Here is a 12,391-nt window from a genome sequence, read left to right as displayed (position 1 = left end):
CGGCCGCGGGCCGGGGCCGGTCAGCTCGGTTTGACGGTGACACGGACCGCTTCGCCGGTGCGGGCCTTGCCCTCGACTTCGACGCGCACCCCGGCGGCCGCCACCTTGACCCCGGCCAGGGGTGCGCGCGAGGACCAATAGGCCGTGGACCGGTCGTCGAAGGCGGGCGTGCCGGGGCGGGCGCCGAGCGTCGTACGCCGGCCGGACGAGCCGATCAGCACGGGGTCGGTCCGCTCCTCGGCGGCGGTGAAGGGCGCGTCGAAGGTGGCCAGGCGACCACGCGCGGGCGTACCGCCGTCGACCATGAGCGGATCGGGGTGGGCGTCGACGGGCAGGATCAGGCCCTGCCCGGGGTGGTCGGCGACGTCGTTGTCGGCGTAGGAGGCGTCCCAGAGCCACACCATGACGCCGGAGCCGTACGGGAAGTGGCTGGAGCCTTCGGTCCCGGCCTGGCCGTCGTAGGGGCCGGTACGCAGGACGGCGTCGGTGCCGGCGTACTGCCGGTTCTCGACGACGTACCAGCGCGGTTTCGTACTGCCCTTGCGGGCGGGCAGCGGGATCAGGACGGCCTGCGGATCGCCGGTGGACTGGAGCGGCGCCAGCATCGTCGTGGTGGCGGTCTTGGGGTCGGCGATCATCCAGTCGAGCCAGCCCAGTTGCAGGCGGTCCCAGGCGGACAGCGAGCCGGGCGAGTTGCCGACGCCGCCCGTGCCGCCGTCGCCCAGGTAGCCGCCCAGGCCCATGAGGGACCAGAAGCCGACCGGGGAGCCGCTGAGTGCGTCGCGCCGGTCGTAGAGGTCCGGGAGACCCAGATCGTGGCCGAACTCGTGGGCGATGACGCCCAGTCCGCCGTTCTCGGCCTGGAGGGTGTAGTCGCCGGCCCACATGCCGGTGCCGCCGACCCGGGTGCCGCCCGCGAGGTTGCCGGGCGGGCCGGTCCGTCCGGCCTGGTCGCCGTACGCGTACCAGCGGTGCGACCACAGGGCGTCGGCGCCCTGCGCTCCGCCGCCCGCGGCCTCGTCCACGCCGGCCTTCACGATCTCCAGGTGGTCGATGTAGCCGTCCGGTTCGTCGAACACCCCGTCGCGGTCGTGGTCGTCGCGGTCCCAGAGGTCGAAGGGCGCGAGTGCGTCGGAGATCTGACGGGTGGACAGGCCGTGGGCGGAGAGACTGCCGGCCCACTCGTTCATGGCGTCGCGGACCAGGTCCCACGCGTTGGTGCAGACCTGGGAGCCGCAGTTGTTGTTGCCGTAGCGGGCCTCGTTCCACGGCACGCGCACCCAGTCGGTGACGTTGCCGTCGATCTCCATGCGGCCGGAGGACTGGGCGCGGTAGTGCGTGGCGAGTGAGGGCCCGTGCGAGCCGTCGCCGAAGAAGATCTCGTGGAAGTACCCGCGGTCGAACGTCGGGTGCCAGACGGTCGTGGTGTCGAGGCTGCGGTCCGGTTCCGGAATCGTGGCGTGCCGCGGTCCGGGCAGGCCGCCGGGCGCCGGTTCGCTGCCGGGCTGTTCCGGGTCGGTGCCGGGCTGTTCGGGGGGCGCGGCCGCCCCGCCGCCCTGGTCGGCGGCCCGGGCGACGCGGTCGCCGAACTCGACCAGGATCACGAACACCCGGGCGTGCGAGGGCGGTCGGAGTTGGACTTTCGGACCCTTCGGGAGCTCGACGACATCGGGCGCGCTGTGCGGTCCCCTGCCGAGGCTCTGGGACGCGGTCACGACGGAGGAGACGGCCGCGTCGCGCTGTGTGCGGCGGGACTCGGCGAAGGGGCCGGGCAGGTCGTCGCCCAGCGCGGGGGCACGGGCGGGAGCGGGAGCGGGGCTCTCCGCCGAGCCGGCCGCCGTGGCGGCGCCCGGGCCCTGTCCGGTACCCGCGAGAAGGCAGCAGGCCAGCCCCGCGACGGCCAGGGCGGCGGCCGGGCGCACCCCTCGGTGCGTCCTTCCGTTCCCCGGGAGATTGCTCAAGTCACCCATGGCAGCTCCGTGTTCGCGGTGTTCGCCGACAGCTTCCGGTGGGAACGCCTACGGGGGACGGAGTACCGTGGCCCGAGGACCCGGGCCATGAGGCCCCGGCCAAGGCGGGGAGGTGGGCCGGCCGTGAACCGACTCGACATCACCCATCTGTCGTTTGGAGCGCTGGTCGCAGTCACCGCGACCGCGTTGTTCCTCGTGCTCTCCGGAACCCGGTCTCCGGGCGGCGCCGCGGTCGCGGCACTGCTCGGGGTCGTGCTCGGGACGGCGACTGTCCTGCATCTGACCCGGGCTCCGGTCCGGTCGAGGGCAGTGCGCCGCAGGAGCCACGGGACGGGATCGGGCCGTACGCCGTCGGACCGCCGGCGTTAGGGCTCTGTCGCGTCCCCCGGGGCCCGAAGCCGCCCGAGGGAGCCACCAGGGAAAGGCGCGGTGCCGGGCCACGTTGGGAGTGGCCCGGCACACCCGCGTTCGGGGCCGCACGTCAGACGCGGATCACTGTGGTCTTCGCGGCCTTGTCGTGCAGGCACTGCTGCCACGGCTGGTCCCACAGGTGCCACAGGCAGTTCACCACGAAGAAGACGATGCCGGCGCACGGCACGACGAGCGGCAGCGCGAACACGCCCGCTCGCGTCCAGGCCGGCGAACCCTGGACGGGGCCGCCGTCGGCGACCCGGACCACGCGGATCTTGGTCGCCATCTTGCCGAGCGTCTGGCCGTTGTTGTTGAGCATGAAGCCCTCGTACAGGAAGTACAGGACCGTGGCCACGGCGCCCGCCCCGGCCTGCTTGCCGAAGTCGACGTCGTCGGGGTCGGTGCCGACGAACGCGAGGCCGATCGCGCAGCTGAAGGCGAGGTACACCAGCAGATCGACGAGGCGCGCGAGGAAGCGGCGTCCGCTGCCCGCGAGCACGGGGCCGGCGTTGAAGCCGGTGTCGTAGCCGCCAGGCGGAGGCGGCATCTGGCCGTACGGCGGCTGCCCGTACGTGCCGCCCGGAGGCTGCTCGCCCGGCGGTCGGCCGTACGGCGGCTGCTGCCCGGGCGGCTCCTGGCCGTACGGCGGCTGCCCCGGCCGGTCCTGGCCCGCGCCCTGCCCGAACGGGTCCTGGCCGGCCGGATCCTGGCCGGCGGGATCCTGGCCGGCGGGATCCTTCCGGAAGGAGTCCGGGGGCTCCGGGGGTTCGCTGGTGCTCATGGCGACCAGTAGAAGCGATGGTTAGTACGTTTTTGTGCAAATAGCCCATTTGAGGGCATGGCGCGTCGTCACCGGCGCGCCCGGCGCCGCCCGCCCGCGGTGGCGGCACTCGCCGCGCGGCCGCGCGCCGCACCGTTGCCCGCCGCGCCGCGTGAGGCGCCGCGTGAACCGCCGGCCGGGCCGCTCGGGCCGCCGCCCGAGGCCGCCGCGCGTCGCTCGCTCTCCCCGCCCACGAACGTGCGGGCCGCCTGGTCGTGCCACATCCGCCGCGCGGGCGCGTCCAGCGCGCCGCGCACCAGGCCCACGACGCCCACCAGGAGCAGTCCCGGGACCACGAACACGAGCCACCGCACCGTGGACTGACGGAACGTCGGCGGGGCGTGCGTACCCACGTCCGCGACACGCAGCCCGAACACCCGTTTGCCGAGCGAACGGCCCCAGCGCCAGGTGGGGAGCACCTCGTACAGGAACATCGCGGCCAGCACGGCCCCCAGGACGCCCAGCGCGGCGGCCGTGGTGGTGCCGTCGACCAGCCACACGGTCTCGGTGCGGCCCTCGTAGCGCACCCGGTCCATCTTGTCCCGCACGTGCTCGACGGCCGGCGGGACCATGACGGCCGCGACCCCGGCGCCGACGCCGAGGGGCACGACCAGATCCACGAGCCGCGCGAGGAACCTGCGGGACAGGACCGCGGGCCGCCAGCGGGGCTGCGGGAACAACTCCTGCCGGGGCGGGGGGATGAACGGCACGTCGCCGTGGGCCGGTCCGCTCTGCGGTCCGCCGGCCGGGCGTGCGGCCTCCTCCGGCGCCAGGTGGTCGAACGGCACCGACTCGGCCGCGATGACCTCGCCCTGGATGATTCGACCGTGCGCCTGCTCGAAGTCGGCGCTCGGCCGGCTCGATTCCGGATCCCAGGCCGCACCGTCCCAATAGCGCACGTATCCGTCGTGCTCGGGATCGGGATACCAGCCCGCGACCGGTATCGAGGAGTGAGGCGTCGCCATGGCCCAGCATCTTGCCGCACGCCCGCTCCCCCGCGCACGGCAACAACCCCGGCCCGGCGCTCAACCACGCACGAACAACGCAGCGAGGCGAGGCGATCTGCGGCGCATCTCGTCGTCGTCGAAGCGGAAGTACTCGCCCATGGAGTCGTCGCCCACGTCGCCCACGTCGCCCCCGGCCTCGGCGGCGCCCGCACCGGCGCCCGCCTCCTCCTCGTGGCGCTCCAGTGCGGCGTGGAAACCGTCCAGGTCGCCGGTGACCCGTTCGTACGCCACGGCGGCGGCGTAGCCGACCTCCTCCTGCGCGAACACCTCTTCGAGGAGTGCGCCCGACCGCTCGGCCGCGTCGGGGTGGCCGGCGAGACAGTCCGGATCGGCGGCGGCCCGTTCGTACCAGGTGCGGCCTGCGGCGATCAGCCCGGCGCGGAAGTCGACGAAGCCGTCGTCGGAGCAGCCGCCGAAGATCAGGTACGCCGCGGCCCACATGTCCCAGCGGTAGACCGCGTCGTGGGCCTCGTCGTAGCGCACCCCGTACGCCAGGATCTCCGGTACGGACAGCTCCGAGAGCCGGTCCACGAGCACCTCGTGCACCGGCACGCCGCTCTCGCGCGCCGCCGTGCGGGCGTCCTCGACGATGGCCCAGAACCGATCGATGTCCATGAGCCCGCACTGTGCCAGGCGCCTCCGGCGCCCGCGGCGGCGACGCTCCGAAGCTGACGAACCGTCAGGAAGCGATGACCTTGCCCGGGTTGAGGATGCCCAGGGGGTCGAAGGCGGCTTTGACGGCCTGGTGGACGCGTACCCCCACCGGGCCCAGTTCGCGGGCGAGCCAGTCGCGCTTCAGGGAACCGACGCCGTGTTCGCCGGTGATGGTCCCGCCCAGCGCGAGACCGAGGCCCATGATCGCGCCGAACGCGGCGGACGCGCGTTCCGCGGCGGCCGGGTCGGCGGCGTCGAAGATCACGATGGGGTGGGTGTTGCCGTCGCCCGCGTGCGCGCACACACCGATGACGGTGTCGTGCTCCTCGGCGATCCGGGCGACGCCGTCCAGCATGTCGGCCAGGCGCGAGCGCGGCACCGCGACGTCGTCGATCATGCCGGTGCCGAGCCGTTCCAACGCCGGGAGGGCGAGGCGGCGGGCGGCCAGGAACATCGCCGACTGCTCGGCGTCGTCGGCGGCCAGCACCTCGAACGCGCCGGCCTCCTCGCACAGCCGTCCGATGGCGGCGAGTTCGGGGCCGGGGTCGGGCGTGTCCACGGCGACCATCAGCAGCGCCGCGGTCTGCGCCGGCAGGCCCATGTTGGCCAGGTCGTTGACGGCCCGCACCGTGGTCGCGTCCATCAGCTCCATGAGCGACGGGACGTGCCCCGCGGCGGTGACGGCCGCGACCGCGCGCCCCACGGCGGCGGTGCTGTCGAACTGCGCGACGAGGGCGAGCGCGGGCGGCGGGGTGGGGCGGAGCGCGAGGGTCGCGCGTACGACCACCCCGAGGGTGCCCTCGGCGCCCACGAACAGGCGTGTCAGGTCGTATCCGGCGACGCCCTTCGCGGTACGCCGCCCCGTGCGCAGCAGTTCGCCGTCGGCGAGGACGACGTCGAGGCCGAGGACGTACTCGGCGGTCACGCCGTACTTGACGCAGCACAGGCCGCCCGCCCCCGTGCCGATGTTCCCGCCGATCGTGCAGGTCTCCCAGCTCGACGGGTCGGGCGGGTACGTCAGCCCGAACTCCCCCGCGGCCTTGGACAGATCGGCGTTGACGACGCCGGGTTCGACGACCGCGACCCGGTCCACCGGGTCGATCTCCAGGATGCGGTCCATCCGGACCAGCGACAGCAGGATGCAGCCGTCGACCGCGTTGGCCCCGCCCGACAGGCCGGTGCGGGCGCCCTGCGGCACAACGGGTACGCGCAGCCGCGTGGCGACCCGCATCACATGCTGCACCTGCTCGACCGTCTCGGCCAGCACCACCGCCGCGGGACGTCCGGCGGCGCACAGATTCGCCATGTCGTGCGCGTACGAGGCCGCCACGTCGGGGTCGGTGACCAGCACTCCGTCCGGCAACCCGTCCCGCAACGCGGCGATCGTGTCCTCGGGACCGCGCATATCCGCCACCTCCGCCATAACCGCAGGGTAGCGCCGGGACACGGCAGGTGCCGGGGACGCCCGGGGCCGGGACACCTGCGTTCGAGCCCTGTGTTCGAGCCCTGTGTTCAAGCCCCGCGAGCGGGACCTGCGAACGGAGCCTGCGGACGGCGTACGCGAAGAGACCGGCCGCTCGGGCGACGAACGGCCGGTCTCCTGACGGGAACTACGCGGGATCAGAGGTTGCCGCGCTTCTCCTGCTCGCGCTCGATGGCCTCGAACAGCGCCTTGAAGTTGCCCAGCCCGAAGCCCTGCGAGCCGTGCCGCTCGATGATCTCGAAGAACACCGTCGGGCGGTCCTGCACCGGCTTGGTGAAGATCTGCAGCAGGTAGCCGTCCTCGTCGCGGTCCGCGAGGATCTTCAGGTCGCGCAGCGTGTCGACGGGCACATGGGTCTCGCCGACCCACTCGCCGAGGGTGTCGTAGTACGTGTCGGGCGTCGCCAGGAACTCCACCCCCGCGTCGCGCATCGCGCTCACCGTGGCCACGATGTCGTCGGTGGCCAGGGCGATGTGCTGGACGCCGGGCCCGCCGTAGAACTCCAGGTACTCGTCGATCTGCGACTTCTTCTTCGCGACCGCGGGCTCGTTGATCGGGAACTTGACCTTGCGCGTGCCGTCGGCGACGACCTTGGACATGAGCGCGGAGTACTCGGTGGCGATGTCGTCGCCGACGAACTCGCGCATGTTCGTGAAGCCCATGACCTGGTGGTAGAACTCCACCCACTCGTTCATCCGGCCGAGTTCGACGTTGCCGACGCAGTGGTCGATGCCGGTGATCCACGGCTTGTCGGGGGCGGGGGCGAGCGGCCCGCGCGCGGTGTATCCGGGAAGGTACGGGCCGGCGTAGTCGTGCCGGTCGACCAGCGAGTGGCGGGTGACGCCGTACGTCGCGATCGCCGACCGCACCACCGTGCCGTTGTCGTCGCGCAGTTCGACCGGCTCCTCGACGCCGGTCCCGCCGTGGCCGGTGGCGAAGGCGTACGCGGCCCGCGCGTCCGGCACCGCGATCGCGAGGTCGACGACGCCGTCGCCGTGCTCGGCGACGTGCCGGGCCAGATCGGTGTCGGGGTGCAGCGGCGCGGTGACGACGAAGCGCGCGTCACCGGACTCCAGGACGTACGAGACGCTGTCGCGGTTGCCGGTCTCCGGTCCCGAGTAGGCGACGCAGCGGAACCCGAAGGCGGTCGAGTACCAGTGGGCCGCCTGGCGCGCGTTGCCGACGGCGAAGACGACCGCGTCCATCCCGAGCACGGGGAAAGGGTCCTGAGCGGTGTTCCCGGCCTCGGCGCGGTGCAGCATCTCGGTCATGACGACTCCCGGGTCGATCGGGTGAACAGGTTCGGTCGGACAGGTGCGGGGCACGTACGCACGGGCGCACGCCGTCGGCGAGACGGACCGTGCCTCTCCTTGCAGCGTCTCCCCACCTGGCAAGTTGCGCAACAGGTGACGATTTCGCTGGGCAATATGTACAGTCAGACTGGGGAGTCGGCGGGATTTCTGTACACCCTGACCAGAGGGAGGGGACTGTGGCCATCGACGGCCTCGACGCCGCGCTGATCCGGTTGCTCGACGAGGAGCCCCGCATCGGCGTCCTGGAGTGCTCGCGGCGGCTCGGCGTCGCGCGCGGCACCGTGCAGGCGCGCCTCGACCGGCTGCACGCCCGCGGGGTGGTGCGCGGCTTCGGGCCGCACCTGGACCCGGCGGCGCTGGGGTACGCCGTGACGGCGTTCGCGACGCTGGAGATCCGGCAGGGCCGGGGGCCCGACGTCCGCGCATACCTCGCGTCGATCCCGGAAGTGCTGGAGCTGCACACGATCACCGGGCGCGGCGACATGCTGTGCCGGCTGGTCGCCCGGTCGAACGCCGACCTGCAGCGGGTGATCGACCACGTGGTGGAGTTCGAGGGCATCCTGCGCGCGTCGACGGCCATCGCGCTGGAGAACCCGGTGCCCTACCGGGTACTGCCGTTGGTCGAGGCCGCGGTCACGGAGGACTGACGGCGCGCGGCCGGAGCCGTCGGGCTGCCCGGGGCCTGGGCCGGACAGGGCACCCGCAGGGCCCGGTCCTCAGCAGGACGGGACCTTGCCACCCGCCTGAAAGGCCATCAGGGCGTCGACCGCGCCGTTCAGGGTCTCGACCGGGATGAGCCGCAGGCCTCCGGGGGCGACCTCCTTGGCCTTGTCGCACTCCTGCTTCGGCAGCAGGAACGCGACCGCGCCGTCGCGCTTGGCGGCCTTCGTCTTCAGCTCGACGCCGCCGATGGGCCCGACCTTGCCGGCGTCGTCGATGGTGCCGGTCCCCGCGATGATCCTGCCGCCGGTGAGGTTCTGCGTGCCGAGCTGGTCGACGATGCCGAGCGAGAACATCAGGCCCGCGCTGGGTCCGCCCACGTCCGCGAGGTTGAGCTTGACCTTGACCTGGTTCGGGTCGAGGCCCAGATGGTTCAGCGCGGCGATGGCGGCGTGGTCCTGGGACTCGACCATCTCCTTCGTGTTGTCGGCGATGATCTCCTTCTTCGACTTGCCCTCGGCGTAGACCGACTTCTTGGGCACCACGGCCTCGTCGTCGTCGAACCACGCGTCGAACAGGTCGGAGAGGTACAGCTTTTCGTCCGGGTCGGTGGCCCGGATGGTGACCAGCAGCAGCTTGCCGTCGGTCGGCTGCGGCGTCGCGCCCTCGATCTGGATCACCGGCACCCCGTTGTCGGTGCCGAGGGTGTCGGCCGTGTCGCCGGGGATGACCAGCGTGTACGGCAGCGGTACGGCAAAGCTGAACACGCCGAGGATCACGACGAGCAGGACCGACAGGACGAGGTTGCGCTTGGAACGGGCCACCCGGAGATTAAATCAGCGCGCTCTCGTCCGGCACCGCCTCCTCCTCGCGGGGCGCCGGCACCTTGGGGCCGCCGCCCAGCGTCTCGGCCAGTTCGAGGGCCGCCTCGGCGACCCGCGGGCCGAACCGCTCGCTGTCCAACTCGCTGAAGGACAGCACTCCGACGCTCGCCTCGACCCCGGCCAGCGCGGGCACCGCCGCGGCGATGCCGGGGGCCGACCGGTGGCCGTCGCCGGGCACGTGCACGTACGGCACGGCCGGGTCGAGTCCGGCGCGCACCCGGCGCGCGGTGAGGATCGCCAGGCCGGCCGCACCCTGTTCGAGGGGGTGGCGCGAGCCCACGCGGTACGCCACGTGGTAGTCGGTCCAAGTCGGCTCGGCGACCGCGACGGCCAGCGCGTCGAGGCCGTCCACGATGGTCAGGTGCGCGGTCGCGCCGGTCTCCTCGGCGAGACGGCGCAGGCACGGCACGGCGGCGTCGCGCACCAACGGGTGTGCGCGCCGTGCGAGTTGCAGTGCCCCGAGGCCCAGTCGCGTACGCCCCCCGGCGTCGCGGCGTATCAGGCCGTGCTGTTCGAGCGTCGCGAGTATGCGGTACACGACGGTACGGTTGACACCGAGCGCCGCCGAGATCTCGGGCACGGTGAGCCCTTCGGGGGCGTCGGCCAGTTGTGCGAGGACCTTGAGTCCCCGGTCCAGGGTCTGTGATGTCTCCGCGGCCACGAGAAGCCTCCCTTGCACGCGTGCTCTGCATTCCCGGGATTACCAAATCCCCGGGTCCCCACCGGCGCGACTCCGGGCGCGGCCTGGTGGCGGACGCCGGGGTCACGATGCTGTTGCGCGGCGCCAGGTCGTGGTTGCGCGGACAACTCGTCTACCGCCCTCGGCCAGGGCAGGTTCGGGCGGTATGTCGGCTGCCTGGGGCTCTTGTCCCTGGCGCGGCCGTCGTCAATCACGGTAATTCGGGGTCAGCCCCCAGGTAAGCGAGTTTCCGGAATGTGGACGGATTCTCAGCGAGATCTCAGTGTCAAAGAGCCTCAAAGCTGGGCAAAGGTCGCAGTTTCTTGCGAGGTGACACGTGCGACACGAGAAGTTGATCTCATGATGTGGACGACCGGACGTCCGAATGGCACGCGTACCGTCCGGTAGGCGGAGCCGTTGCACCGATTCAACGCGCGTGGACTGCGCGAAGCGTCCCGCGTTTCAAGATCGTTTGCAAGATTCCCCGTGTGAACCCCCTATTACAAAACGATCTTTCGCAAACTCGTGGAAAGTCGCGAAGGAAGCCTGCAAAAGGGGTGGCTCACGCAACATGCGGATCCGGTCGACGCCGTGCGCGATGCCCGCGGACGGCGTCCGCGGGTCGTCGCCCGACCGCGGCGTGGTGTGCCACGCGTGTCGCACCACGTGTCGGCACACCATGTCAGCAGCCGATGTCAGCGCGCAATGGCGACGCGTCACCGCGACGATGTGGCCCACTGCTGGATCTTCGAGATCCGGTCCTGCAACTGCCCCGCCGACGCCTGCGCGGTCGGCGGGCCCCCGCACACCCGGCGCAGCTCGTTGTGGATGACGCCGTGCGGCTGCCCGCTGCGATGGTGCCAAGCCGCCACGAGGGTGTTCAGCTCCTTGCGGAGACCGGACAACTGACGGTGCGTCACGACGGGACGCTGGGCCGCCGTCTTCTCCGAGAGGTCGGCCTCCTCGTCCGGCTTCTTCCGGCTGCGCGCGAGCTGCCGCGCCTGCCGGTTCTGCAGCAGCATCTGCACCTGGTCCGGCTCCAGCAGGCCCGGGATGCCGAGGTACTCCTCTTCCTCCTCGCTGCCCGTGTGCGCCTGGAGGCCGAACTCGTTGCCGTCGTACAGCACCCGGTCGAACCGGGCCTCGCTCTCCAGCGCCTCGAAGGAGAACTGCTCCTGCTCGCCGGGCGTGTCCTTCTCCTGGTTCGCCTCCGCGAGCAGCGCGTCCTCGGCGTCGTAGAGGCCTTCCTCGGCCTTCTTCTGCCGGTCGAGCACGTGGTCGCGCTCGACCTCCATCTCGTTCGCGTGCTGGAGCAGCGTCGGGACGGACGGCAGGAAGACGGACGCCACCTCGCCGCGCCGCCGGGCGCGTACGAAACGGCCGACCGCCTGCGCGAAGAACAGCGGCGTCGAGATCGTGGTGGCGAACACCCCGACCGCGAGGCGCGGTACGTCGACGCCCTCGGAGACCATGCGCACCGCGACCATCCAGCGGGAGTCGTCCGCGCTGAAGTCCTCGATCTTCTTGGAGGCGCCGGTGTCGTCGGACAGCACGACGGTCGCGCCGTGCCCGGAGATCTCACGGATCATCTTCGCGTACGCGCGGGCCGACTCGTGGTCGGTCGCGATGACGAGCGCCCCCGCGTCCGGCACGGATTTGCGTACCTCGGTCAGGCGTTTGTCGGCGGCCCGCAGCACCTGCGGCATCCACGACCCGTGCGGGTCGAGCGCGGTCCGCCAGGCCTGGTTGATGGCGTCCTTGGTCATCGGCTCGCCGAGGCTGGCGGCCACCTCGTCGCCGGACTTCGTACGCCAGCGCATCTCGCCCGAGTAGGACATGAAGATGACCGGCCGCACGACGTGGTCCGCGAGGGCGTGGCCGTAGCCGTACGTGTAGTCCGCGGCGCTGCGCCGGATGCCGTCCGAGCCCTCGATGTAGCTGACGAACGGAATCGGGTTGGTGTCCGAGCGGAAGGGCGTACCGGTGAGGGCGAGGCGGCGGGTGGCCGGCTCGAACGCCTCGAACACCGCGTCGCCCCACGACTTGCTGTCGCCCGCGTGGTGGATCTCGTCCAGGATCACCAGCGTCTTGCGGTTCTCCACCCGGCGGCGGTGCAGCATCGGGTGCACGCCGACGCCCGCGTACGTCACCGCGACGCCGTGGTACTCGCGGTTGGCCGGCCCGGAACTGCCGGAGTAGTTCGGGTCGATCCGGATCCCTATGCGGGCCGCCGCCTCCGCCCACTGCTTCTTCAGGTGCTCGGTCGGCGCGACGATCGTGAGCTGTTGGACTATGTGGCGGTCCAGGAGCTCGGAGGCGATCCGCAGCGCGAACGTCGTCTTGCCGGCGCCGGGCGTCGCCACCGCGAGGAAGTCGCGGGGCTGCCGCTCCAGGTAGGTGTCCAACGCCCCCTGCTGCCAGGCACGCAGCTTGCCGGCGGTGCCCCAGGGAGCACGCGCGGGGAAGGCCGGGGACAGATGCGACGCGGCTGAAGTACTCACTGCGGGAGA

Annotated in this window: 11 protein-coding genes; 2 read left to right on the top strand and 9 right to left on the bottom strand. The window is 72.0% G+C overall.

What is annotated here, in order from left to right:
* Nucleotides 1-20: 20 nt before the first annotated feature.
* Nucleotides 21-1,970, bottom strand: coding sequence for an immune inhibitor A domain-containing protein (locus tag ACWD12_RS22190; RefSeq protein WP_450100967.1), 1,950 nt, complete (start codon nt 1,968-1,970; stop codon nt 21-23).
* A 123-nt stretch (nt 1,971-2,093) separates the two neighbouring features.
* Here ACWD12_RS22190 and ACWD12_RS22185 point away from each other — a divergent pair, with 123 nt between their 5' ends.
* A complete protein-coding gene (locus ACWD12_RS22185; protein WP_358352544.1) occupies nt 2,094-2,339 on the top strand; it encodes a hypothetical protein in 246 nt (81 codons plus the stop codon).
* Nucleotides 2,340-2,451: 112 nt separating this feature from the next.
* On the opposite strand, the gene ACWD12_RS22180 is transcribed toward ACWD12_RS22185, so the two are convergent.
* From ACWD12_RS22180 to hppD, 5 genes are all read right to left on the bottom strand, one after another.
* Nucleotides 2,452-3,162: an RDD family protein gene (locus ACWD12_RS22180; RefSeq protein WP_450100966.1), complete on the bottom strand. Its 711-nt coding sequence runs from the start codon at nt 3,160-3,162 to the stop codon at nt 2,452-2,454.
* A 68-nt stretch (nt 3,163-3,230) separates the two neighbouring features.
* On the bottom strand, nt 3,231-4,166 hold the full coding sequence (locus ACWD12_RS22175; RefSeq protein WP_450100965.1) for an RDD family protein: 936 nt from the start codon (nt 4,164-4,166) through the stop codon (nt 3,231-3,233).
* 60 nt (nt 4,167-4,226) lie between these two features.
* Entirely contained in the window at nt 4,227-4,823 is a 597-nt protein-coding gene (locus tag ACWD12_RS22170) for a DUF4240 domain-containing protein (RefSeq protein WP_450100964.1), read from the bottom strand.
* A 64-nt stretch (nt 4,824-4,887) separates the two neighbouring features.
* Nucleotides 4,888-6,285, bottom strand: a complete 1,398-nt coding sequence (locus ACWD12_RS22165) for an FAD-binding oxidoreductase (protein ID WP_358352537.1) — start codon at nt 6,283-6,285, stop codon at nt 4,888-4,890.
* Nucleotides 6,286-6,482: 197 nt separating this feature from the next.
* The gene (gene hppD, locus ACWD12_RS22160) at nt 6,483-7,616 is read right to left on the bottom strand and encodes a 4-hydroxyphenylpyruvate dioxygenase (RefSeq protein WP_450100963.1); all 1,134 of its coding nucleotides are present in this window, start codon (nt 7,614-7,616) and stop codon (nt 6,483-6,485) included.
* A 218-nt stretch (nt 7,617-7,834) separates the two neighbouring features.
* Here hppD and ACWD12_RS22155 point away from each other — a divergent pair, with 218 nt between their 5' ends.
* Nucleotides 7,835-8,305 (top strand): Lrp/AsnC family transcriptional regulator, encoded by a 471-nt coding sequence (locus ACWD12_RS22155; RefSeq protein WP_450100962.1) that lies wholly within the window; start codon nt 7,835-7,837, stop codon nt 8,303-8,305.
* 69 nt (nt 8,306-8,374) lie between these two features.
* Here the strand turns inward: ACWD12_RS22155 and ACWD12_RS22150 are convergent, their stop codons facing one another.
* From ACWD12_RS22150 to ACWD12_RS22140, 3 genes are all read right to left on the bottom strand, one after another.
* Complete coding sequence (locus ACWD12_RS22150; RefSeq protein WP_450100961.1) at nt 8,375-9,142, bottom strand: S16 family serine protease; 768 nt, start codon at nt 9,140-9,142, stop codon at nt 8,375-8,377.
* A gap of 7 nt (nt 9,143-9,149) precedes the next feature.
* The gene (locus ACWD12_RS22145; RefSeq protein ID WP_358352529.1) at nt 9,150-9,863 is read right to left on the bottom strand and encodes an IclR family transcriptional regulator; all 714 of its coding nucleotides are present in this window, start codon (nt 9,861-9,863) and stop codon (nt 9,150-9,152) included.
* Nucleotides 9,864-10,597: 734 nt separating this feature from the next.
* Nucleotides 10,598-12,382: a DEAD/DEAH box helicase gene (locus ACWD12_RS22140; RefSeq protein ID WP_358352527.1), complete on the bottom strand. Its 1,785-nt coding sequence runs from the start codon at nt 12,380-12,382 to the stop codon at nt 10,598-10,600.
* Between the last annotated feature and the right edge of the window lie 9 nt (nt 12,383-12,391).

The sequence above is a fragment of the Streptodolium elevatio genome (genome assembly GCF_053592165.1).
This window is presented reverse-complemented; position numbering and strand designations above follow the sequence as displayed.

Excerpts from the sequence above, each read along its gene's own strand:
- ACWD12_RS22170 (WP_450100964.1), bottom strand. The coding sequence starts at position 4,823 with ATGGACATCGATCGGTTCTGGGCCATCGTCGAGGACGCCCGCACGGCG.
- ACWD12_RS22180 (WP_450100966.1), bottom strand. The coding sequence starts at position 3,162 with ATGAGCACCAGCGAACCCCCGGAGCCCCCGGACTCCTTCCGGAAGGAT.
- hppD (WP_450100963.1), bottom strand. The coding sequence starts at position 7,616 with ATGACCGAGATGCTGCACCGCGCCGAGGCCGGGAACACCGCTCAGGAC.
- ACWD12_RS22165 (WP_358352537.1), bottom strand. The coding sequence starts at position 6,285 with ATGGCGGAGGTGGCGGATATGCGCGGTCCCGAGGACACGATCGCCGCG.
- ACWD12_RS22175 (WP_450100965.1), bottom strand. The coding sequence starts at position 4,166 with ATGGCGACGCCTCACTCCTCGATACCGGTCGCGGGCTGGTATCCCGAT.
- ACWD12_RS22190 (WP_450100967.1), bottom strand. The coding sequence starts at position 1,970 with ATGGGTGACTTGAGCAATCTCCCGGGGAACGGAAGGACGCACCGAGGG.